This is a genomic window from Krasilnikovia sp. MM14-A1259 (assembly GCF_047159535.1).
In the GTDB taxonomy this organism is placed as follows: domain Bacteria; phylum Actinomycetota; class Actinomycetes; order Mycobacteriales; family Micromonosporaceae; genus Actinoplanes.
This window is the reverse complement of record NZ_BAAGAJ010000002.1, coordinates 2,013,789-2,036,374: the sequence shown is the minus strand read 5'-3', so window position 1 is coordinate 2,036,374 and position 22,586 is coordinate 2,013,789. Positions and strand designations below refer to the sequence as shown.

The 22,586-nt window shown below is 68.4% G+C and carries 20 protein-coding genes; 12 read left to right on the top strand and 8 right to left on the bottom strand.

What is annotated here, in order from left to right:
* The first annotated feature begins 396 nt into the window (after positions 1-396).
* Complete coding sequence (locus ACMCNK_RS08795; protein ID WP_412735906.1) at positions 397-555, top strand: hypothetical protein; 159 nt, start codon at positions 397-399, stop codon at positions 553-555.
* A 169-nt stretch (positions 556-724) separates the two neighbouring features.
* Entirely contained in the window at positions 725-1,024 is a 300-nt protein-coding gene (locus ACMCNK_RS08790; protein ID WP_412735905.1) for a hypothetical protein, read from the top strand.
* Here the strand turns inward: ACMCNK_RS08790 and ACMCNK_RS08785 are convergent.
* From ACMCNK_RS08785 to ACMCNK_RS08765, 5 genes are all read right to left on the bottom strand, one after another.
* Positions 1,014-1,766, bottom strand: a complete 753-nt coding sequence (locus ACMCNK_RS08785) for an HAD family hydrolase (protein WP_412735904.1) — start codon at positions 1,764-1,766, stop codon at positions 1,014-1,016. The genes ACMCNK_RS08790 and ACMCNK_RS08785 overlap by 11 nt on opposite strands.
* A gap of 404 nt (positions 1,767-2,170) precedes the next feature.
* Positions 2,171-2,977 carry a hypothetical protein gene (locus tag ACMCNK_RS08780; RefSeq protein WP_412735903.1) on the bottom strand — a complete coding sequence of 269 codons (807 nt, stop codon included), beginning with the start codon at positions 2,975-2,977 and terminating at the stop codon, positions 2,171-2,173.
* Positions 2,978-2,985: 8 nt separating this feature from the next.
* A complete protein-coding gene (locus ACMCNK_RS08775; protein ID WP_412735902.1) occupies positions 2,986-3,303 on the bottom strand; it encodes a PadR family transcriptional regulator in 318 nt (105 codons plus the stop codon).
* Between the two features lie 198 nt (positions 3,304-3,501).
* Complete coding sequence (locus tag ACMCNK_RS08770; protein WP_412735901.1) at positions 3,502-4,131, bottom strand: DUF2238 domain-containing protein; 630 nt, start codon at positions 4,129-4,131, stop codon at positions 3,502-3,504.
* 239 nt (positions 4,132-4,370) lie between these two features.
* Complete coding sequence (locus tag ACMCNK_RS08765; RefSeq protein ID WP_412735900.1) at positions 4,371-4,586, bottom strand: hypothetical protein; 216 nt, start codon at positions 4,584-4,586, stop codon at positions 4,371-4,373.
* A 567-nt stretch (positions 4,587-5,153) separates the two neighbouring features.
* Here ACMCNK_RS08765 and ACMCNK_RS08760 point away from each other — a divergent pair.
* Positions 5,154-5,459: a hypothetical protein gene (locus ACMCNK_RS08760; protein WP_412735899.1), complete on the top strand. Its 306-nt coding sequence runs from the start codon at positions 5,154-5,156 to the stop codon at positions 5,457-5,459.
* A gap of 250 nt (positions 5,460-5,709) precedes the next feature.
* On the opposite strand, the gene ACMCNK_RS08755 is transcribed toward ACMCNK_RS08760, so the two are convergent.
* Positions 5,710-8,220, bottom strand: coding sequence for a hypothetical protein (locus ACMCNK_RS08755; protein WP_412735898.1), 2,511 nt, complete (start codon positions 8,218-8,220; stop codon positions 5,710-5,712).
* A 254-nt stretch (positions 8,221-8,474) separates the two neighbouring features.
* Here ACMCNK_RS08755 and ACMCNK_RS08750 point away from each other — a divergent pair.
* From ACMCNK_RS08750 to ACMCNK_RS08730, 5 genes are all read left to right on the top strand, one after another.
* Positions 8,475-9,670, top strand: a protein-coding gene (locus ACMCNK_RS08750; RefSeq protein ID WP_412735897.1) for an IS3 family transposase whose coding sequence is annotated in 2 segments (ribosomal slippage) — positions 8,475-8,753 and positions 8,756-9,670 — 1,194 coding nt in all. Because the reading frame shifts where the segments join, the coding sequence is not laid out codon by codon here.
* A 773-nt stretch (positions 9,671-10,443) separates the two neighbouring features.
* The gene (locus ACMCNK_RS08745) at positions 10,444-10,689 is read left to right on the top strand and encodes a helix-turn-helix transcriptional regulator (RefSeq protein ID WP_412735896.1); all 246 of its coding nucleotides are present in this window, start codon (positions 10,444-10,446) and stop codon (positions 10,687-10,689) included.
* Between the two features lie 531 nt (positions 10,690-11,220).
* Positions 11,221-11,784: a hypothetical protein gene (locus ACMCNK_RS08740; RefSeq protein ID WP_412735895.1), complete on the top strand. Its 564-nt coding sequence runs from the start codon at positions 11,221-11,223 to the stop codon at positions 11,782-11,784.
* Positions 11,785-11,883: 99 nt separating this feature from the next.
* Positions 11,884-12,981, top strand: coding sequence for a CapA family protein (locus tag ACMCNK_RS08735; protein WP_412735894.1), 1,098 nt, complete (start codon positions 11,884-11,886; stop codon positions 12,979-12,981).
* Between the two features lie 224 nt (positions 12,982-13,205).
* Complete coding sequence (locus ACMCNK_RS08730) at positions 13,206-15,536, top strand: alpha-mannosidase (RefSeq protein WP_412735893.1); 2,331 nt, start codon at positions 13,206-13,208, stop codon at positions 15,534-15,536.
* 195 nt (positions 15,537-15,731) lie between these two features.
* On the opposite strand, the gene ACMCNK_RS08725 is transcribed toward ACMCNK_RS08730, so the two are convergent.
* Positions 15,732-16,697 (bottom strand): DMT family transporter, encoded by a 966-nt coding sequence (locus tag ACMCNK_RS08725; RefSeq protein WP_412735892.1) that lies wholly within the window; start codon positions 16,695-16,697, stop codon positions 15,732-15,734.
* 567 nt (positions 16,698-17,264) lie between these two features.
* Between ACMCNK_RS08725 and ACMCNK_RS08720 the strand changes: the two genes are divergently transcribed.
* The 4 genes from ACMCNK_RS08720 (at position 17,265) to ACMCNK_RS08705 (ending at position 22,132) form a co-directional block, all read left to right on the top strand.
* A complete protein-coding gene (locus ACMCNK_RS08720) occupies positions 17,265-17,813 on the top strand; it encodes a hypothetical protein (RefSeq protein ID WP_412735891.1) in 549 nt (182 codons plus the stop codon).
* 221 nt (positions 17,814-18,034) lie between these two features.
* Positions 18,035-18,625 (top strand): helix-turn-helix domain-containing protein, encoded by a 591-nt coding sequence (locus tag ACMCNK_RS08715; protein ID WP_412735890.1) that lies wholly within the window; start codon positions 18,035-18,037, stop codon positions 18,623-18,625.
* A 13-nt stretch (positions 18,626-18,638) separates the two neighbouring features.
* Entirely contained in the window at positions 18,639-20,399 is a 1,761-nt protein-coding gene (locus ACMCNK_RS08710) for an oleate hydratase (RefSeq protein ID WP_412735889.1), read from the top strand.
* Between the two features lie 173 nt (positions 20,400-20,572).
* The gene (locus ACMCNK_RS08705) at positions 20,573-22,132 is read left to right on the top strand and encodes a hypothetical protein (RefSeq protein WP_412735888.1); all 1,560 of its coding nucleotides are present in this window, start codon (positions 20,573-20,575) and stop codon (positions 22,130-22,132) included.
* Here ACMCNK_RS08705 and ACMCNK_RS08700 read toward each other — a convergent pair.
* Positions 22,078-22,482, bottom strand: a complete 405-nt coding sequence (locus tag ACMCNK_RS08700) for an ATP-binding protein (protein ID WP_412740785.1) — start codon at positions 22,480-22,482, stop codon at positions 22,078-22,080. The genes ACMCNK_RS08705 and ACMCNK_RS08700 overlap by 55 nt on opposite strands.
* Positions 22,483-22,586: the final 104 nt, after the last annotated feature.

Below are 22,586 nucleotides of genomic sequence, written 5' to 3'. Positions count from 1 at the left end.
GTCGAGGAGCACCTGGCCGAGCGCACGGCCACGTTGGATGCCGGATGGCGGCTGCTGGCCCAGCGGATCGAGGAGGCAGGCCCGACGCCAGCGTGTGGTGGTGCCCCACGGCGCTACGGGCCGGATGCGGTTGTCGGTGCAGCGGTTGGAGACATCAACATGCTCGGCTGCCAGCCGCCGTCGTAGCGGTGGGGTGCGGCTGGAGACAGCCTGAGCGGGGCGTCGCCAGGGTGGAGCATCTCGACAAAGTCACGTCGGTCCAGCACTGCGCATTTGGCCGGGCCGCGGCGCTGCCCGACGCTCGGGCTCGATTCGCTGGGCTGCCGAGTGGTCGGCTGTTGCCATCGGGTTACCGGCATGGGTGATATGGGCGAAACACTGGACCCCCCCCAGGGTATGGCCATCGACTCGGTGTACGGCCAGGACGGCGACGACCTGCTGAGTAGCAACGACGACCAGGGCGCCGCCGACCGGCTCGACGGTGGCAGCAATGGGCCGCAGGGCGACGACTGCCACCCGAGCAAGCGGGGCGTAGTGGTCAACTGCGAGCGCTGAACTACACAAGACGGTCGCTCCCATCGACCGCTCAACCGCACATCTGTCAACGGCCAGTCTGATCTTTCACTGGCCGCGGACACACATCGGAGGTTAGGCGTTGGTACTCATCCGTAGTTGAGTACGCCAGACGTGATCAGCCGCGTCACCCGGCGGAATGATCGTCTGCATGATCAACGTGGAAGTGCACCAGCCCCGGTCCGCCGCTACCCGACTGCCCCGCTTCACTCTCTGGGTGGCGGGCGCTACGGTCCTGACCGCGCCGCTGCTGCTGTTGTGGAGTTTCGTGCCCGGGACTCTCAGCCTCGTCCTGGGTGTCCTCGCATACCGGAGTACCCGCCACGCGGCGCCGCGGGACGCCACCCGGGGGAGCATGGCGCTGGCCGCTGGTGTCGTCGCGTTCCTGGCCGGGCTTGCGATCCTGGGCATCGCGTTCATCGTGAGTGGCACGGCCATCTTCACCGGCTGATGAGCATAGGTTCCAGGTCGTCGCCTCTTTCCGTTTGACCTCCGGGCTCGGTGCCAGTGCGGAGGGAGGGTCTTCTGGTGGTCCCCGACGTCACGGGTGGTGGCGGGGTAGCGCTCGGCGGCATCCGGCTTGGGCGGCGGGGATGTGAAGTTTCAGCGCTGCCACGGTGGGGGGGACGCGTACCGATGACATGCCCGCCGCTGTGGCGGCCTGTATTCCGAGGTCGGTGTCTTTCGAAGACCAGGCAGGCGTCCGGGGACACGTTGAGCAGTTGAGCTGCGAGCAGGTAGGCCTCGGGATCCGGCTTGGGTTTGGTGTAGTCGTCGGCGCAGACCAGGACCGGGAAGCGGTCGAGCAAGCAGAGGGTGGTCAGCGACGCGGTGACCGAGTCTCGGCTACTGCCCGAAACCACGGCCAACGGGACACGTCGGTGCGCGTCGTGGATGTGGGCGAGGACCTCGGGCACCGCTTTGATTTCGCTCAGGCCCTGCTGGAAGATGACCTCGCGACGGCTTGCCACGGTTGCCACGGGCATGGCCTTGCCGTGGCGCTGGTTCAGATCCTCGATGATGTCGGTGACCGTCCGGCCACCCCACGCGTAGAACAAGTCTTCCGGAAAGTCGCAATCCCACTCGGCCAGCGCCTGTGTCCACGCACGGTAGTGGGCCGGCATGGAATCGGTGATGGTGCCGTCACAGTCGAACAGGTAGGCCTGGAAGTCTCCGGGTGGAAGGGCGAGCACGCAGCGCAGGCTACCGTGTCCCGTGTTGGCAGGAATGGAAGGCCTCCGCGGCGCCTGGCTGGGTCCGCGCGGGACCGCCCCCATCGCGTCTGTACGACGCGCTCAACCAGGGACGTGTCGACGTGGAGTTGAGTTCGAGGCCGCGTGGCAGCGCCTGGGTTCCCACCTGCGCACTCAGATCCGGCGTTGCGGGACGAGGCGCGGCAGTGGACGTCACTAGTGCAAATTGAATCCGAGGACGACGGCGGGATGGTGTGGGCGACTGCGGCAGCCTGTATTGGGTGATGCGGCGCGACGACCTCGTCGCAGGCGGCTTCGCAGCCGCTGCCTTCCTTCCAGTGTTCTTGCGTGGTGGTGTTCGAGCTTGTCTTTCAGGCTCCCGTTCTGCGGGACGCCGGTCCGGGTTAGTTGTTCACCTGCTGCCAGATCATGTCTTCCACCGGGGTGTGGTGCAGGGCCACGGTTGCCAGGGCGAGGACGCCGGCCACGGCGAGTACGACACGTAGGCGTCGGCTCAGTGTCCGGGATCGTGCTGCCAGCATGACGCCGGCCATGCCGAGTAGCCCGGTTGTCGCTGCTGTGCCGACTGTGCTGGACAGGCCGCCGATTACTGTGCCGAGCCAGCCGCGGCCGTCGATGTCCTGGAGGGTGATGGCGCCGCTCACGACCACGACGGTGGCGAGGCCGGCGAGCCGCACGATGCGTCGCTGCCGGAGGGGCATGCTGCGCTGCCACGAAACCATGATTGTCGCTAGCAGGGCCAGCCAGACGACGAGACAGGCGCCGCCTTCCCAGAGGACGGCGGCGGGAAGCACCAGGAGCAGCCACAGCGGCCATTTCACGCTGTCGGGCCAGGAGCCCATGAAGCTTGCCCAGTTCAGCAGGCCTGTCACCGTGAGGCCGAGGACGGGTACGCCGATGCCCGCCACCATGATCCGGGCGATCAGCTGTAGCCCGGCGGACGGGACGGCCGCGTGCAGTCCTGCGCTGCCGGCTGCGGTTCCCCGCCGGGCGAACGAGCGCAGCGTGGGCAGCGTCCATGCGGCGGCGAACAGGTAGCGCCACCGCGCGGCCGGCCCGGCGTCGGCCAGATCGAGCAGGTCGGCGGTCCATTCGTCATGCTGCCGGGCGCGGAAGCCGGCTGGCAGCAACCGGGACAGGGCGGCCACCACGGCGGGTTCGACGCCCCGCATGGCGGGCGCCGTGGACACCTCACGGCTCACCATGCCAGCCGCCGGGAGACTCCGCGGGCGCTGCGCTGCTCGCGGGCCGCGATGGCGTCGCGGGCGGCCGTGACACCGGCGGCGGTCAGCCGGTAGTAGCGGCGTCGGGGGCGTCCGGCCTCGTGCGCGTCGATGTCCTCCGCGCGGCTGCACACCCAGCCGACCGTCTCGAACGCGACCAGGATCGGATAGACGGTGGCTGGCTCGAGGCCTGCCTGCGTGGCCAGCTCCAGCCCGTAGCGTTCCCGTTCCGGGTCCTCCAGCAGAATGCGCAGCGCTAGCAGGCGCGGCGTCGTCATGCGCAGGGTGCTCATGGCGGGCAACGGTACCGGCTATTCCTAGTTCTGCATAGGGGGCGATGTCATCCATGCGCGGCGCCGGCGCCGGGCCGCGGTCCTAGAGCAATGAAACAAGCAGCAACCCCTTTGTCACCGGCGCGCGGATAGTCGTACGACGCGCCCGACCCGGCTGTCACCCGCGACCGAGGCCGGGTGAGTACCAGTCCTGGAACCTCAAGATCGGATTGGTGCCGGACGGGCGATCACGGCAGTGACCGTCACTGCGATCATCGCGCCGAGGGTGGCGATCGCCATGTCCTTCTGCGCGTCCCACATGTCGCCCTGCTGGCCGTTGTAGGCCTCCGCCGCTTCCGGCGCGAGTGTCAACGCGATGGCCCACTCGAACAACTCGTACAGTGCGCTGGTGGACAGCACCACCTCCACCGCTGTCAGCGCCGACCAGCGGATGCTGCGCCCGGCCTCGCGGAACCGGAAGAACAGCACGGGACCGAAGCAGAGACCGTAGGACAGATGCACCAGGCGGTCGAAGTTGTTGCGCTGCCAGCCGAACACCTCATTCAGGCGTACCCCGAAGAGCCAGCTGGCCCAGTCGTCGTAGGGCACGAACGAGTAGATCCACCGGGCCGCCACCGAATGTAGGACCAGGAAAATCAAGATCAGGAGGAACGATACGTACGGCAGCGGCCGCCGCCGCTGGACGAGCACCAGGGCCACCAGCCCGAGCACGGTGAGCGAGTGGTGCAGGGCCTGCTCGGCCGGGTGTAGCGGCCGCCACCAGGTAGCGGCCACGACGATCAGGAAGGCGCCCAGCGTCCACCGGAACGCGCGGGGGAACGTCGGCATCCGCACACAGTAGTCATCGGCAGCACCCTCCGCCCTTGAGCAGATCACGGCTCAAGATTGTGGCGGCTGCCGGTATTTCACGTACGGCAATTTCCGGTATTTCACGTACGGCAATTTCCGGGCCGGGAATCCACGCCCGGCTATCTCGCACATCAAGAACCATTGATGAAAATTGCCCCCCTGCGAGCGTCACGTCGAGGTGGGCCGCCCAGCACGCCGCGCATCCGGGCGCCCGGTCGTTAACGGCCACCGACTCTGACGGGGAGGCCCCGAGGACTTAGCCGAGCAGGCGCAGCAGTACGCCGAGAGTCGTAGACGATGTCGTAGTTCCAGGCGTGGCCGCCGTTGCGCGGGCGGAGGAACTTCTTCACCATCTCGGGATGCTGGGACGCCAGACTGTCGAAGATGGGGATGAGCTGGATTCCGGTGAGGTCGTACTGGGGGTCTGCTGTCACGAGTTCTCCTGAGTCAGGGCCGCGTGCAGGCCGCACGCGGCTGGGGGGCACGTGATGCCCCCGACCCAAGGAGTTCCGGACCAGTCGGAGGTCCGATCGACCGGGCCTTTCCCGAATCGGGAAGGTCAGAGCTGGTAGCAACACCCGCCGCATCCAGAAAGAACTCGGCTACCTCACTCCCGACGAAAATGAGATGGCCTGGCACGCCCAGATAACCTCACCCCTGTCCCGATCGGAGGCAGGTAACCGCTCCGTCGAAGCGGGGAAGCTCAACCGCCGTCGGGCCACCGTGACCGTCGCCGGGAGGACGCAGCAACTCATCGCCTGGATCTTCGCCACCCTGTTCGTCGCAGGCTTCCCCAGCGCAGTCCGCAAGACTTGACCCACCCGGTGGTGCTGGGGCGGATTGGTGACGTCCTGGCCGTCACGACGCGCAGTATTCCGCCGCGGAATGACCGACCCACCCAGCCCTTCGCCCCACCTCGCAGAGGAGGATCATCAGTACGAGCGTTTCGTTACGTGTCGATCTGCACACGGCCCTGCGGACCGGGCCGGGAAGGTGACGCCGTGACTATGCGACCGCACGACCCGTCCGTGCTGGCCGGACTGCCCACCTTCGCCTGGGATTCGGCGCAGTCGGTGGCCTACGAGGTGGCCGTGGAGGCGATCAGCCAGGCCACCGCCGCGTACACCGTGCTGATCCGGCAGGCGCAGCAGCGCAGCGACACTGCCGAGGCCGAGCAGCTGCTGGCCGAGCGGGCCGCGTGCGTCCGTGAGCAGGACCGGCTGCGCGGCACCGACGACGCCGCCGTGGCGGTGGCCACCGAGAGATTTCGGGCGCTCACCCAGGACCTGCGGGCGCAGGCGCAATGAGCGACCTCGACCCGCGCCGGAATCTGCTGTCCGACGCCGAGTCCCCGCGAATCTTCCGCGACGAGATCATCCCGCACACGTTTTGAGAACGCTGACACCGACCTGGTTCTGCAGGAACTCGCCATCCGCGACGAACAGCCGCTCCCACGCCAGGCTGCAGAAGCTCCCCGGACACCCCGAAAGCGCCCGGATTGAACAGCGAGACAGCGAGCCAACCAGCTACCCCGCACACGGACTTTGGGTGCCATTGTTACGTAGGCGGCCCCGCCGCCCGCTGGCGCGCCTCGGCATCACCTGGGGACTCGACCGTGTCCCGGGTATGGCCGCCGGAGCGCACGCCGCGGACGCTGGGATACGTGTCCCTCAACTCCATCAATTTCGCGGCGGCCGCCGCGAAGGCCGGATCGGCGAAGTAGTTGGAATGCCCGTACGGGGCTGGGTCGCAGGTGTCGCCGGCGGGCCGGTCGAAGCGCGGATCGACCAGCTGCCGGTCGATGTCGCCGTTGTCGCCGGCCGGCACGAGGTGCCCACCGTCGTCGGACACCATGGCTGGATAGGTGACCAGCAGCGGACCCCCGATCGGATCGCTGCGCCGGTGCAGGTTGCGCCACGGACGTTCGGCGCGCGGGGTGTCCTCGCGAGCGCTGCCGAGCAGGAACGATCCCGCCCGGTTGAGCACCGCGACGTTGAAGTACTGGGGGAAGAACCGGCAGTACAGGCGGCGTAACGGGCTTCCGTAGGTCAGGAACGCCACGGGGGCACTCTCGTCGTACGTCAGTTGCATGATGACGGCCGCGCCGATCACGGAGCCCTGCGAGTGGCAGGACAGCAGGACCTTGCCGCCCTGGGATTTGTCTCCGAGGTAGCCGATCCGGGTCATCAGGTCCGGCACGGTCCGCTCGGTGTAGCAGGGCGGGGCGAGCGGGTGCGCCGCGCGGGGCCAGAAGGTTCCGACGTCCCACAGCACCCCGACAGTGCGCCGGAAGCGCGGATTGCCGTACGCCTGGCGTCCGACGTACAGCAGCAGGAACACGAAGCCGACCACCAGGAACGTGCCGGCGTTGACCAGCAACCGCGCATGGTCCAGCAGCCAGGTCGGGTCGCGCCAGAACGCGATGAGACCGGCCGTGAGCACCACCGCGATGATCACGAGTAGCCAGCCGACCAGCCCTTGCGCCACCTCACCGATTTCAGCCCACGCCCACACCCTGGCGATCGCCTCGCGGCGTGTGGTGTGCGGCTTGCCGGTCGCGTCGTCGTAGAACGTGTCCAGTGCGGGTTCGAACCTCTTCGCCTTCTTGGCCAGCTTCCACCATCCGATGGCGACCATCACAGCCAGGACTATCGCCAGGATGGCGGTCACCGCCGCGGCGGAGAAGTAGCCGCCGGGCAGCAGAAAAGTGGACGGGCCTTCGTATTCGATGGTGGGCGTGCCGAGCAGATCGGCGAACCGGATCCCGGCTCCGGCGGCGATCTCTCCGATGAACGCCAACGCCACCATCATGAAGGCGGCGCAGGCCATGCCTCGCCATACCGGCCGGTCGACGATCGCCGTACCGTCGCGGTCCGGCACCGCTTCGATCAGCTGCGGGTCCGGCGCGTGACGCTGGAGCCAGACCAGCAGGCCGGCCGTCACCAGCAGGACCACGGACTGTCCCGTGAACTGGCCTTGGACGGCACCCGCCAGACCGGGCAGCGACGGCTCGCGGCGAATCGCCTCCTGGTCGGCGGCGACATCCAGGACCGCGGCCAGCAGGACCACGACAGCCGTGACCAGCGGGAGGGCCGTGTATCCGTCGAACCTGGGGGCGGCGTGGGTCTGGTCAGGGCGCCGCCGCCGGCTCGTTTCGGGTCGCCAGGCGAGGAAGGCGGCCACCGCAAGCATGGCCAGCAGGATCCCCAAGCCGGCCTTGCCGGCGGCATTGCTCAGCGGCGTGGTCAGGAAGATCCCGACCACCGCCAGCGTGGCCGTGAGGTGTACGGCCCGCAGCTTGCGGACCGGCTCCCGACCATTCCACATCGCCCGGTTCTCCAGCGGTGTCTGGCCGTCGTTGGTGGCGCCGGCCGGGGGAACCGTGGTGCCCTCCAGCCGTAGCCAGGTCGAGCGGCCCAGCCACCACAGCACTGCAACCACCAGAAGCGGAACCAGGGCCATCACCGCCACCCGCCGCCCCGGCGTCGCCAACCATCCCCAGTTCAGAAAGGCTAGCCACGGCGTCTCAGCCGTGCAGTCACGGACCCCTGGGCGGACGCACTGCCAGCCGACCAGATCCATCGCGATCTGCACCGGTACGAGCATGAAGGTCGTCGTCACCGACAACGCGAACAGCCGTACCAGCCCTTCGGCCACCGCTCGGACCCGCGCGTCGCGCCGCTCGACTCGTTCTTGATCAAGCACGGCTTCTTTCGCGCTGCCTGCGCCGGCCCGCCGGCCGTCGACCTGGCCTTGGGCGGGCAGCGCGAAGTAGGCCATGTTCGCCAGCATGAACGGTGTCAGCAGAAGCCACAGCGCCCGTGCGCCCCCGCCGGCGGTGAGCCCGCCCCAGAAGTAGGCCTCGGTCCGCTGCTGCTCGGTGTCGGCCGATACCAGGGCCGAGTCGTATCGCTTCCGGAAGAATCCGGCGTTTGCGTCGCCCGCGACCATCTCGTTCTGGGCATGTTGCAACATCTCGTCGGGCGGGGTTCCGGATACGCCATGTACCCGCAGTTCGGTCCAGCCCCTGCGACCGTTGTTCACGTATCCGGAAATGGATTCCACCACCCGTCCCAGCGTTGATATCGCCTCGGCCACTCCAGAAATTCATTCTTGGACCGTTCCGCTCGGCGGTCCTGACAACGCTCGGAAATCCGCCGCGGGACCGAAGGAAGCAGGTACTTCTGGTGCTCCGACCTTGTCATCGTGCCGCAGCCCGGCGTGCCAGCCATGATGGCGGCTGTGATGGAGATGTGGGCTTCCCCCGGCGGTGTGGACACCCTGAAACTGGATCTTGAGTCCAGAGGAAAGGGGTGTCCCCGTTGGGGAGGCCATCGAAGTACACGCAAGAGTTCCGGGCCGATGCGGTAGAGCTGGTGCGCTCGTCCGGCCGGCCGATCAACGAGGTTGCCCGCGAGTTGGGCCTGAGTCACGAGACGCTGCGCAACTGGGTCCGCAAGGACGAGCAGGCAGCGGGCGCGGGTTCGGCGGGTGCCGGGTTGTCGGTGGCGGACAAGGACGCTGAGATCGCCCGGCTGCGCCGTGAGGTGGCCGAGTTGCGGCAGGAGAAGGAGATCCTGCGCAAGGCCGCCGCGTTTTTCGCGAAGGAGATGGATCGGTGACCAGCCGCTTCCGGTTCATCTCCACCCACCGTGGGGAGCACGGCGTGAAGCGGTTGTGCCGGGTCCTGGCGGTGTCGCGCTCCGGGTTCTACCGGTGGGCCGCCGCCGCACCCGGCCGGGCCGCGCGGACCGCCGCCGAGGACGCGCTGGCCGCCGCGATCACCACGGTGCACACCGCCTCGGGCGGCGCCTACGGCTCACCGAGGGTCACCGTCGAACTGCGCGAGCAAGGTCTGCGGGTCAACCGCAAACGGGTCGAGCGCATCATGCGTCAGCGTGCGGTGGTCGGCCGGCACCTGCGCCGGCGTAAACGGACCACGATCCCGGACCTGGCCGCGGCGCCGGTGCCAGACCTGCTCGGTCGCGACTTCACCGCCCCTGCACCGGATCAGCGGTGGTGCGGCGACATTACCTATCTGCGGGTCGGGGATCGATTCATCTACCTGGCCACCGTCATCGACATCCACTCCCGGCGGCTGCTCGGCTGGTCCATCAACTCTCACATGCGCGCCGAGCTGGTCATCGACGCTTTGCACGCGGCGGTCGCGGCTCGCGGACACCGCGTCCACGGCGTGGTGTTCCACTCCGACCGCGGCAGCCAATACGGCAGCACCGCCTTCGCGGACGCCTGCCGCCGCTACGGGGTACGCCGGTCGAGGGGCCGGATCGGGTCGTCGTTCGACAACGCCCTGGCCGAGGCGTTCTTCGCGTCGCTCAAACGCGAACTCGACGTCGACAGGCGCCGCTGGGCCTGCGAGGCCGATGCCCGCCGCGACGTGTTCCGCTGGATCGCGTTCTACAACCATCGCCGCCGGCACTCCGCCCTCGGTTACCGCAGCCCCGCCGACTACGAACAAACCCTCGACCCGGCTACGCTGCTCCAAGTCGCGGCATAACCCGGTGTCCACACCCCGGGGGGAAGCTCAATGGTCCGCTCAAACGACATCGGGACAGCCTGCGGCCTGGTCGACAAGGAGTCGGACTCCGACTGACTCGGCCAGTGGTGGGTGACTGACTGGGTGACAACCGAGGCGAATCGCGCCGGACAACCACGGACTCAGATGGACCGTTTACGCAGCTCAGCCCACGTTGTACTCGTGGTCAAACATCCAAGATCATACCTTGATGCGGAAGAGGTCAGCAGGTCCCGGCCGGAACCGCCGACGGCGGTAACTGGGAGCCCATTCACCCCGTGGAGTTCGATTCCTGCTCGTCGAGGAACGCCAGGAATCTGAGCAGCCCACCGAGATGGGCGGCGTCATGCCAGATAACGACTGGCTCGTCCTCGCCGCGGCCGGCGAGCGCGGCAGCTCGTCGGCGTCATCGACAGTGTCGCCGACCGTGACCTGCTGCTCCGGCTCGGGGTGGAGCAGCTGAGCTGCTGCAGGGACGATCATCCAGTACGGTCCACCGCCGAGTTCGATCACGTCGAGGGTTGGGCCATGCCGGTTCTCGATTGCATCGAGGATGCGTGTGCATGCCTGGCGAAGCTGAGGCATCGTGATCCTGCTTCGGGAGTTGGTCGCCTCAAGAGGCTAAGCCCAGTTCGGTGCGGTCGGCTGCGTGAGTGGCGAGTTGAGGTCGAGGGCCCGGGCGCCATCCTCGAGGCATCGGCCAAGGCACCCCGCTCGCCCTTGCCTGAGGTAGGCTAGCGACTATAGTCATACGTATGGTGGGTGTGCGACTTCACCTCATGGGTACTCACGAAATCCGGGTTCGGCTCGGCGGGGTCAGCCGCCAACGGACATATCAGATCACCAGCCGCCGCGACTTCCCGCGGCCCATCGCTGAGTCGGAGCAAGGCAAGGTCTGGCTTGCCGACGACGTTGAAACGTGGATGAGCGCCCACCGGCCACGGCTTTCAGAGCTGGATGAATTGCCGGCAGTCGCGACCGGTGACAGCATCGGGAATTGAGGCAAGGTGACCAGGAAAGTCCCGGATTGGGCCCCGACCACCGTGGAGCGATTCGAGCAGGACAGCATGTGTCTGCTGCCGGGTCAGCGTGTTCGGGTACGAGTGACAAGTCGTCATGCCTGGGGTGTCATTGTCATGATCGATGGCCATGAGAAGGGTCGGCGCGTCTATCGACGTGATCGCGCAGTTCGGGTCCACTGTCCATGATGACGCCGCGTTGCAGGCACTATGTCCAGAGATCGGCGCCGAACTGGATGCAGTGGTGCAAGAGGTTCGGAGATGGACGGACCCTGCCTGGGCTCGACTGAGCATCCGGCCAGAGGACCTGAAAGAGTTTCGTTGGCCGTGTGACTTCTGCGATGAGGTCGCCGTGCTCAGCCCCGGAGGCGACGGTCTGGTCCTCGACGTCAGGAGCAACGACGGGGCCGGATCTACCACGGTGATCTCACACCGTGAGATCGCCTCCTCCTGTGGCGTCACCCCCCATGACCATCTACCGCAACATCCGCACCGAACAGAACAAGGCAGCGCGTGACGACAACGGTCTGGCTCCTCGACCTCGACGGGGTCATCAACGCCACCCGGCCCGGCTGGGCCGCAGCCCCGCGCACCGGCACCGCATACTCCGCCGGTCTGCCCTACCGCCTGCGGTGGGCGCCGGCATTGGTCGCCCGGATCCGCGCAGTGCACCAGCTTGTCACGATCCGCTGGTGCTCCACCTGGTGCGCCGACGCCGACCAGGTCGAACGCCTGCTCGGCCTGCCCCGCCTGGAACGCGCCTGGATCGACCCGATCAGCACCGCCACCGCCCCCGCGGCAAAGCTCGCCGCAGCCAGCACCGTCCTGGACCAAGGGCACCGGCTGATCTGGACCGACGACGACGCGGTGCCCACCGGCGGCCCGGTCCACGACGAACTCACCGGGACCGGCCGGGCGCTGCTGATCGCACCACTGCCCAACCGCGGACTTCAACCCGAACACCTCGACACCATCGATGCCTTCATCGCCGCAACCCCCCGCACCATCGACCAGGCAGTGGCGGATTCCGAATCCCTCAGGACCGCACGCCGCCTCCTCGGCGGCACCTACCCGTGACCTGAGCCGCGGCCGCGGCCCGTCGGCGCGGCTGGCCGCCGCTTTGTACGCTCACCGGCTCGGGCCGCTGCGGCCGTGCATGGCGAACGGGGGACGGGCGTGCGGCTACTACTGGGCGGTGACGTCAACATCAACCGGGAGGTGCCAGCCACCGCGTTGCGGCCGGTGGCGGCGGTGCTCGCTGAGGCGGACGTCCGGTTCGTCAACCTTGAAGGTCCACTGTCCGAGCCTTCCCCGTACCCGTCCCGCCCCGACATCGCGCACAAGCCGCGCTGGCGGCACAGCCCACCACGGATGGTCGACGGGCTGGTGGCCGCAGGCATCGACGTGGTCAGCTGCGCGAACAACGTCACGTACCCGCCGGCCGCGGCGCTGGCCAGCAGCGACGTCCTCGACTCGCACGGCATTGCGCACTGCGGCGCCGGCATCGACCGGGCGGCCGCACGGACACCCGCGATCGTCCAGCGAGCCGGCGTCCGGGTCGGATTCCTGGCCTGCACCAGCATCTTCTTTCCGTACGGCCACGCCGCCGGCGACCATACGCCCGGGGTCGCCACGGCGTGGGCGGAAACAAGCTACCGGCCCGACCCGCGCATCGCCGAGGTGCCTGGCCGGCCGCCCGTGGTGCGCACCGTCGCCGACCCGGACGACCTCGCCGCACTCCGCGACGACGTGCGCCGGCTCCGTGACCAAGTTGATGTCGTGGTCGTCTCGATGCACTGGGGCGTACCCGGTGACGGCGTGTGCGACTACCAGCGGCAGTTCGCGTACGCCGCGATCGACGCCGGGGCGCACATCATCGCCGGGCACGGCACACATGACGTGCATGGCATCGAGTTCCACCGGTCGCGACCGATTCTCTACGGCCTGGGTAACCTGGTCTTCGACTGGCCCACGATGCGCGGCCGCGGCGGTGGCATGCTCGCGACCGTCGATGTCGCCCAGCGGCGTCTGACCCTGCATCTCGTCTCCGCCACGGACGAACACGGGTCGATCCGCCTGCTCGCGCCCGCCGACGTCGGGGCCGCGGTCGCAGGCCGCGTCACGCGACTGTCCGCGGCTTTGGGCACCACGGTTCTTTCGTACGTGACCCATCTGGACGTCGCATGGCCAGATCCTGGGCGCTGCGATGACGCTCAGGCCGATCCAGCACCGCATCCGCGGCTGGAGGCCGGCGGCAGCGCAGGGAACCGGTAGTTCACCGTGGGTCCCTGCGCTGTGGGCCCCGCTCCCAAAGCCGGACTTCACAGACCGCAGCCTTGCACGCCACGGTTCGGTCCCGACCTGGGCTGACTCGACCGCGGGGGCGGCAGTGCCGTAGATTTGCGCCCGTCGTTATCGGGTCGGTGTGCCGAACGACAGTCCACATCGTTGATCGGGGTGTCTCCGCGAGGCTGCCCGTCTGCACGGGGGAATTCGTCATGTCTGTAAGAACCGTCCAAGCCGGCCTGCTCGCGGCCGGGCTGGTGTGTGGGCTCCTGAGCGTGCCCGGGGCCGCTCAGGCGGAGGGGCCTCGGCCGTCTCCTTCGGCGTCCGCCGGGGTGCGCGCCGCCGCGGCCGGGGTCGCCGTCGTCGAGGACCCCACGAACCAGGCCACCGACGAGAACAAGGTCAAGGCGGCCGGCGCGATCGGCGTCAACCCCGGCGTCGACCTGCTGGTCCTCAACGACCAGGCGTTCGTCTTCGCGCTGTGGCGCCGCGCCGAGGCCGGGCCGTACGTAAAGGCCGCGGCGATGCGTGCGTACGAGTCGGATGACGCACGGGCGGCGTACGACTTCATCGTCACCGGCATCTTCGTGGCGGCCAACGACGACGCCCAGGCCGAGATCACTGCGGAGGCCGCGAAGGCCCGCCGGCGCTCGGTCGCGGTGACTGTCGGGCTCGACCCGTCCGACACCGCGCTGATCGAGCGGGATGACCGCGACTTCATTTTCGCGGTGTGGCAGCGTTCCACGTCCGGCACCCACGTCTGGACCGCGGCCCGCGACGCGATCGCCGACGGCACCGGCCAGGGCGACTGGGACGCCTTCCTCAACACCGGGGCCGCCGCCGCGGCCGACCAGGACATGCGCGAGGCGATCGAGAAGGCCGACGAGGAGCAGGCTGCGAAACTGCGGGCCGAGCGGCTCGCCGGCGCCAAGAAGTCGTTGCTGCAGCTTCTCCTGCTGCCGGTGACCGACGAGCTGGTCAAAGCGCCCAACCGGCAATACGTGCTCTTCATCCATAACAACGCCAAGGGCTCTGAGGTCTCGCTCGCCTCACAGGTAGCCCTGAACGCGCCGGACGACCAGCTCGAACAGGCGCTGACCGACTTCATCTTCACCGGGGGCGCGGCCGCCAACAAGCGGGACGAAGACGCGGCAGCCGCCAAGGAACTGGCCGGTTACCGCGACCGGGTGACCCCGATCCGGGACGCCGCCACGCACGACGGCTTCTCGCCGAACCTGCTCGCCGCCGCGGATCGGGCCCTCGCCGACAACACGCTCGTAGCCCTGCAGACCTTCCTGCTCAAGGGACAGGACGAGGCGCGCGCCAAGGACCGGAGGCTGGACTTCAGCAGCGGGTTCGAGGCCACCGACGCCCGTCCGAACTGGCAGAACACGGTCGACAGCACCGGTGGCGGCCACGGCGGCACGCTGAACGTCGGCGGCATCGTCGGCACGGTGACCACCTCTGAGCTGGGCGTACGGACAGAGAGCCCGCACACCGGCACGAACGCGCTGATGTACTCGGGCATGGACAACAGCGCCACCAAGTCCTACTCCTACAACCAGGTGTTCGGGCTGAAGGGCGTCTCGGTACGGCCCACCACCAAGATGTCGTACTGGATCTTCCCGGAGAGCCCTACCAAGATGTCCAAGGTCTCCGGCACCAACAGCACCTGCGTGGCGGTCGACCTGATCTTCTCGGACGGCACCAACCTGCGCGACTCGGGAGCCAAGGATCAGCGCGGCAACTCGATCCACCCGGGCGCGCAGTGCGGCAAACTGACTCTCGACACCTGGAACGAAGTGGACGTGGACCTGGGTGCGGTCGCGGCCGGCCGGACGATCCTGCGGGTCACCGTCGGTTACGACCAGCCGGCCAACACCGGCGGTTACCGTGGCTTCATCGACGACCTGTCGTTCACCGACCTGGAGAGCGCGCCGAAGTTCCGCACCTCGGCGGAGTCCGGTGACACCAAGCTGACCTGGACCAACAGTGTGGACACCGGCGCCAAGCCGGCCGGTGGCGCGGCCAACGTCGGCCCACTGGTCTCCTCGGTCACCGGGCCGGAGCTCAAGGAGGGTCCGGCCACCGGGCGTACCGGATCCGGCATCGTCCTGTACTCGGGCAAGGACAACAGCGCCACCAGTTCGTACGCGTACATGAAGGGCTACAGCCTCGGGGAGACGTACGTCACCCCGACCACCCGGCTGTCGTATTGGGTCTACCCGCAGAGCAGCGCGAAGTTCAGCGGGGTAACCGGCAGCAACAGCTCGTGCGTGTCGCTCGACCTGCTGCTCGAGGACAAGATCGCGGCGAGCACCGTCGCGCTGCGCAGCACCGGCGTCAAGGACAACCGCGGCAACGTCGTGCACCCGGGCAAGCAGTGCGGCAAGCTGCCCCTGGACACCTGGACCCAGGTGGTCGTGCCGCTCGGCGCGATCGCGAACGGCAAGCGGATCGTCCAGATCGACTTCGGGTACGACCAGCCGGCCGGCACCGGCGGCTATCGCGGCTACCTGGACGACATCCGCATCACACAGTAGGTCCGGGGAATACGGGGACACCCGGGCCGTAACGACGGTCCGGGTGCTTCCCGGCCTCCGCGGGCCGAGGCCGGGGGCGACGCTCGCAGGCCCACGCGATCCAGGCGGTGGACGGGCAGACCGGCGAGGACCCCCGGCCGGGTGGCGTGCCCGCGGCGGGCGGCCGGGTTGAGATCCTGCCGCCCGCCGGTGGACTCAGCGGGTGGCGCGGCGGCGCAGCCGCAGGCCTTGGGAGACCGCGACACCGGCCAGCACGACCGCGGCACCGGCAATCTGATGCCAGTGCAGGTGTTCACGCAGGACCAGCACACCGACCAGCGTGGCGACCACCGGCATCAGGTAGGTGACCGACGTCGACGTGCTCGCGCCCGCCACCCGGATCACCTGCAGGTTGAGCACGAACGCGATGCCGGTGCCGAGGGCGCCGAGCGCCAGCACGCTCAGCACCACGCCGACCGACAGCCTTTCCGGGGCGGGGGGCGGCCCGGCCAGCAGGGGCGCTGCCACGGCGAGCATGCCCAGGGCCACCAGGAGCTGAGCGGCGGCCATCGAGACCCCGCTGCCCGCCCGACCGGCGATGAACTTCTTTTGGTACGGGATCGCCACCGCATAGCACATCGCCGCGCCGAAGCACATGAGCTGGCCGGTGAGCTGGGCGCCGCCGACACCGTGCCACACGCCGAGGACCACCAGTACCCCGGCGAACCCTAGGGCGAGCCCGGCCACCCGGCGTACGGTCATCCGCTCGGTGCGGAAGACCAGCACCGCCAACGGCAGCGCGACCAGCGGTGTCGCCGCGTTCCAGATGCCGGCCAGCACCGACGAGACACGCTGTTCGCCGAACCCGAACAGCGTGAACGGCAGCACGACGCCGAGCAGTGCGACCACCGCCAGATGCCCCCACAGCCGGGCGTCGCGGGGCAGCCGGTCGCGGGTCACCGTCAGCACTACCAGCAGGGTCAGCACGCCCGCGCTGACCCTGCCGAACGTGAGCCACAGTGGGTGCAGCTCGCGGACGCCGACTTTGATGAACAGGAAGCTGGTGCCCCAGATGGCGGCGAGCGCCAGATAGCTGGGCAGCCACCGGCTGCGTATCGCGGTGGCGGACGCGGGCAGGGCGTCGGCGGAGGGCTGTACGTCAGGACCGGTCTGGGTTGTCACCCCTGACACTCTGCCGAAGGGGTGCGACAAAATCGCGCGGTTTTCGGACGTGTCAGTACTGCGGCCGCGACGAGGGCATCAGCCGGCGTGGCGCGAGGGCGTATCTCGGCGCCGGACTCGTCCGGACTCCGTCCCTGGCGCTCGGGTCCCGTCACCGCGGCGTCCGTCGTCCGGTACGGGCGCACGGCCCTGCGCCGGCACCTTGAAGCCAGACACGGGATCCTGCGGTCACAGTCTGGCGCCCGCCGGGTGTCGTTCAGGCTCTTCGCCGCGGTCGTGCCGTCTTGACGACGGTGGGTCTGGTGGCTCACCGGCCACTTCTCATCTTTGACCTGCGGCTCGCCTGAGACATCCGGCGGGCGACAAGATCAGCATCGTCCGCGGACCGTGCTTCCGGCAGGGCCGAAGGTCCCCTGCCTGGTCCACGGCCGGGTCCCCGACCGGCCCACTCGGAACGGGATCTTCAGCCCGCCCCGATGGGGTCGTTGCGCACGTCCCTGCGCCCCGGCGCCGGCCGATGATCTAGATGCAACACGAGAGGGCAGGGCACAAGGAAGGGGCAGGACAATGAGGTCGCGGAAGATCGCCAGCGTGCTGATGGCTCTGGTCGGGGCCGGGATGGTTGCGGCAGGCCCGGTGATGGTGTACGAGGGCGTGCACGGTCAGCAGATGATCACCGATGAGCTGACCGCCCAGAAGATCACCTTCCCGGCGGACAAGGCGCAGCTGCCCGACGCGTTGAAGGCGTACGCCGGCCAGCAGGTCACCACCGGCAGCGACGCGAAGGCGTACGCGGATCTGATCGCCGAGCACGTGGCGAAGGCGACCGGTGGCAAGACGTACTCGCAGGTGTCCGAGGAGTGGATCGCCGGCGGCCGTAAGGACGAGCAGCTCGCCCAGGTGCGGCAGACCGCGTTCATGGGTGAGACGTTGCGCGGGTCGCTGATGAGCGCGTACCAGGCCGAGCAGGTCACCTGGCTGGTCATCGGACTCGGCGGACTGCTCATCGCGTTGGGCGCCACCGCCGGGGTGACCGCGTACAGCATGCGGCCCCGCAGGATCGTGGTCCCGGCCTCGCCCGAGGCGCTGGTCAGCGGACACCTGCCCGTCAGCTGACAGCGGGCCACACAAACGAGGGCCGTCCCCCAGCCGGGCGGCCCTCGTTGTTGTTCCGACTGGCCAACCGACCAACGGCGGGCATCGCTCGCACCTTCTTGGTCACCGAACGCCGCCCCCCATGGTGGGCGCCGGCGGCATTGACGGGACTTTCGGCCCGGGCGCCCTGGCGTGAAAAATGACTAGGCTCATTAATGAGCGAACTCATTTGGAGGACGGCGGTGGACGACGAGGCTGCCGGGCGGCGCGCCCAGAACATGCGGGAGAAGCGGAACCGGATCATGCGGGCCGCGGCGGAGCTGTTCTCCGAACGGGGATTCGAGGGCGTCACGACGCAGGAGATCTCCGAGCGCGCGGACGTGGCGGCGGGCACGCTCTTTCGGTACGCGGCGTCCAAGGGCGAGCTGTTCCTGATGGTGCACAACGAGGAACTGCGCGCCGCGATCGAGATCGGTGCCGCCGCGGCGGCAGACCAGGCGGATCCGGACAGCGCGGTGCTGGCTCAGATCGAGCCCGTACTCGTCCGCGCCCACGACTCGCGCAGCGCCGCCGTCTACCAACGCGAACTGTTGTTCGGCCCGCCCGGCGAGCGGTACCGGGCCGAAGGGCTCGAGCTCGTCGGAGAGCTACAACGGCGGATCGCGGAACTGCTCGGTGGCGGCACAGAGGCCGTCCGGGCAGCGCGCACCGTTTTCGCGGTCCTCAACCTGCTGCTGGTCCAGCCGTGGACCGGTGTGCATCCGGGCACCGACCCGGTCGAGGAGCTGCGGGCGCAGGTCGCTCAGGTGGTCCGGGGATTCCGGGCCCGGTGAGAGAGAGAAGATCATGTACCACAGCAGCGGCAATTACGAAGCTTTCGCCCGTCCGCGCAAGCCGGCCGGGGTGGACGACAAGGCGGCCTGGTTCGTGGGCGCGGGACTGGCCTCGCTGGCCGGTGCAGCGTTCCTCATCCGGGACGGCCGGATGCCCGGCAGCAGGATCACGATTCTGGAGCGGTTGCGGCTGCCCGGCGGCGCGCTGGACGGCATCAAGGAGCCGGAACGCGGGTTCGTGATCCGGGGCGGGCGGGAGATGGAGGACCACTTCGAGTGCCTCTGGGACCTGTTCCGCTCGATCCCCTCGCTGGAGATCGAGGGCGCCTCGGTGCTCGACGAGTTCTACTGGCTGAATAAGGACGACCCGAACTTCTCCCTGCAGCGCGCCACCGTCGACCGCGGCCAGGACGCGCGCACCGACGGGCTGTTCGGACTCAGCGACAAGGCGCAGCAGGACATCATCAAGGTCTTCCTCGCGACCCGAGCGGACATGGAAGGCAAGCGGATCGACGAGGTCTTCGGCGCGGACTTCCTGGCCAGCAACTTCTGGCTGTACTGGCGCACGATGTTCGCGTTCGAGGAATGGCACAGCGCCCTGGAGATGAAGCTCTACCTGCACCGCTTCATCCACCACATCGGCGGGCTGCCCGATTTCTCCGCGCTGAAGTTCACCAAGTACAACCAGTACGAGTCGCTGACCCTGCCGCTCTACACCTGGCTGCTCGAGCAGGGCGTGGTGTTCCACTTCAGCACCGAGGTGACCGACGTCGATTTCGACATCAGCGCGGGACGCAAACAGGCGACCCGGCTGCACTGGATCCGCGACGGCGCGCCGGGCGGGGTCGACCTGAGCGCCGACGACCTGCTGTTCATGACAATCGGCTCGCTCACCGAGAACTCCGACAACGGCGACCACCACACCCCGGCGCGGCTGAACGAGGGCCCGGCCCCGGCCTGGGACCTGTGGCGCCGGATCGCCGCGAAAGACCCGTCGTTCGGACGCCCGGACGTCTTCGGCGCGCACATACCGCAGACGAAGTGGGAGTCGGCGACGGTCACCACCCTCGACCCGCGGATCCCGGCCTACATCCAGAAGATCGCCAAACGGGATCCGTTCAGCGGCCGGGTGGTCACCGGCGGCGTCGTCAGCGTCCGCGACTCCAGCTGGCTGCTCAGCTGGACCGTCAACCGGCAACCGCACTTCAAGGCGCAAAAGCCGACCGAGATCGTGGTCTGGATCTACTCGCTGTTCGTGGACGTCCCCGGCGACTACGTGCGCAAGCCGATGCAGGACTGCACCGGCGAGGAGATCACCAAGGAGTGGCTGTACCACCTCGGCGTACCGGCGGACGAGATCGACGAGCTGGCCGCGACCGGCGCCCGGACCGTGCCGTGCATGATGCCCTACGTCACCTCGTTCTTCATGCCCCGCCGCGCCGGCGACCGCCCCGACGTGGTCCCGTCGGGGTCGGTGAACTTCGCGTTCATCGGCCAGTTCGCCGAGACCGGCCGGGACTGCATCTTCACCACCGAGTACTCGGTACGCACCCCGATGGAGGCGGTTTACCAGCTGCTCGACATCGAGCGGGGCGTACCCGAGGTGTTCAACTCGACCTACGACGTGCGTACGCTGCTCGCCGCGACGAACCGGCTGCGTGACGGTGACGAGTTCCGGGTGCCCGGTGGGACGCTCGGCCGGACGCTGTACCGCAACAAGGTGGAGAGCACCGAGATCGGCCAGCTGCTGCAGCAGTTCCGCCTGGTCGAGTGAGGCGCCCGCGACCCGGCGTCGGTCCGCGGCGAGACCCGTGACACATCGAACCATGCGCTGGCATGGATGCGTGTTAGCTTCTCCGCGGCCAGATTCGATTCCGGCCGTCTGACATTCGATGGTCTCGGATCAGGGGCGGGTGTCTGACCGGCATCGACACACGGGGGTCCGTTGTGCCAAGACCGTTCTGGTGGCGCGCTGCTGCCGCGATGACCGCGATCGTGCTCGGCGGGGCGTTCGCCGCGGTGCCGGCTCAGGCTGAGCCGACTACACCTACGTACACGAACGCCGACGTCGGTTTCGAGGAGTCGATCTACCAGAAGGTGGACCCGGGGCCACGACTGGATCGCGAGTGGGAGTACGCCGGTGGTCGGAACCCGTTCATCCGGGTCGACCTGGAATGGACCTGGCTGGAGCAGACCAGTTGTCCCGGCCCCTGCGCGGACGGGCTGGACTGGTCCGGTATCGACAAGACGGTCGACGCCGCACACCAGCGTGGTTTCCGCGTCATGCTCATCCTCGACTACACGCCGAAGTGGGCGAACGGCGGCCACGAATCCGGCAAGTTCTTCCCGACCCGCGACCATGACGGCGACTGGGCGGACGTCGTGCAGGCGGCGGTCGAACACTTCGGCACCAAGGTGCAGGCGTACGAGGTGTGGAACGAGCCGAACCTCCAGGGGTTCGGCGACTTCGACGTGCCCGGCACGGATGCGCAGCGCGTGCCGGAACGCAAGAAGCGCTACTGGGAGCTGGTGAAACTCGCCTACCCCAGGATCAAGCAGGGCTGCCCCTCGTGCGTGGTCGTGGCCGGCGGCTCGGCGCAGGGCACTCCGAACGGTTACGCGAGCAGTTCTGCTGCGTGGCTCCAGGCCGGTTACGACGAGCACGCCCGGGACTACTTCGACGCCGTCGCGCACCATCCGTACTTCCCCAACCAGGCCGGCCCGGATGCGCGCATGTGCGAAAGTCCGTGGGACAACCCCTTCGGGCCGATCTATCGCAACGACAAGGGACAGCTGTGCGGTGAGCTCGCCGCCGTCCGCGACGTCCTGGTCCGCAACGGCGACGCGGGCAAGAAGATCTGGGGTACGGAGTGGGGGGTGCCGACGAAGGAACCCTATCGTCCGAACGATTCGCTCGCCCGGGTGCGCAACATCCAGGTGGACGCCGTCCACCTGTGGCGGTCGGTGGATTGGACCGGACCGCTGTTCCTCTTCACCTATCAGGACAGCCCGCGCAGCGAGGACTGCGTGAAGTCGCCCAATCTGGGCGACTGCAACTTCGGCGTGGAGACCAACGAGGTCGACGGTTCCCACCACCCCAAGTCCCCGCTGTTCGAGGACATGCGGACGGCACTGCAGGGCGGCTGGCCGGATCGGCTGTACTGGAATCAGGCGGTGTTCGAGAACTCGGCGCTGCGCTCCCCGGACGGTCGCTTCTTCCTCTGGATGCAGGGCGACGGCAACCTCGTGCTCTACCGCACGGTCACCGCCACGACACCGGCACAGGTGCTGTGGTCGGTGACGAACAAGCACGGTTCCCTCCTGATCAACCAGGCCGACGGCTCTCTGGCTCTGAAGAACCGGCAGGGGGTCTCCGCCTGGAACAGTGGCTCGTACCAGGGCCCGGATCGGACCGCCACGCTGATCCTGCAGAACGACGGGAACCTGGTCCTCTATCGGGACTCCGACCGGAAGGCGATCTGGGCGAGCAACACCTGTTGTCGCTGAGCGTGCACAGTGCTGCGATAGTGTGCTCCGTCCGGCGGGTGCCGTGTCCCTGGCTCAAACTCTGCTGGTCGGTGTTGTGATGCTGCGGGCGGGTGTGCCGGGCGGTGGATGGGGCTCGCCGGGGTGCGTGTGGTGGGCAGGGCCAGTGGGGCGATTTCGGCGAGGGTGCCGGGTTGGCCGGTGGCGGGCAGCGTGAACGTGAAGAGAGAGCCCCCGCCAGGGTTGTCGGCGGCGGTGATGGTGCCGCCGTGGCTCACAATGCGGTGGCAGAGGGCCAGGTCGAGCCCGGTGCCCGCGTAGCCGGCATCGCGGTGCGCGCGGTGGATTGGCGAATGAGGGGCCGGCGCCAAGCGTACGGCGCCATTGCGCTGTACCAAGGGCGAGGGGCGACGGACAAGGCCGATGGAAGCCTGCGGGTCGCGCAACGATGGACGCCAGTGGACAGTTTGCGCAG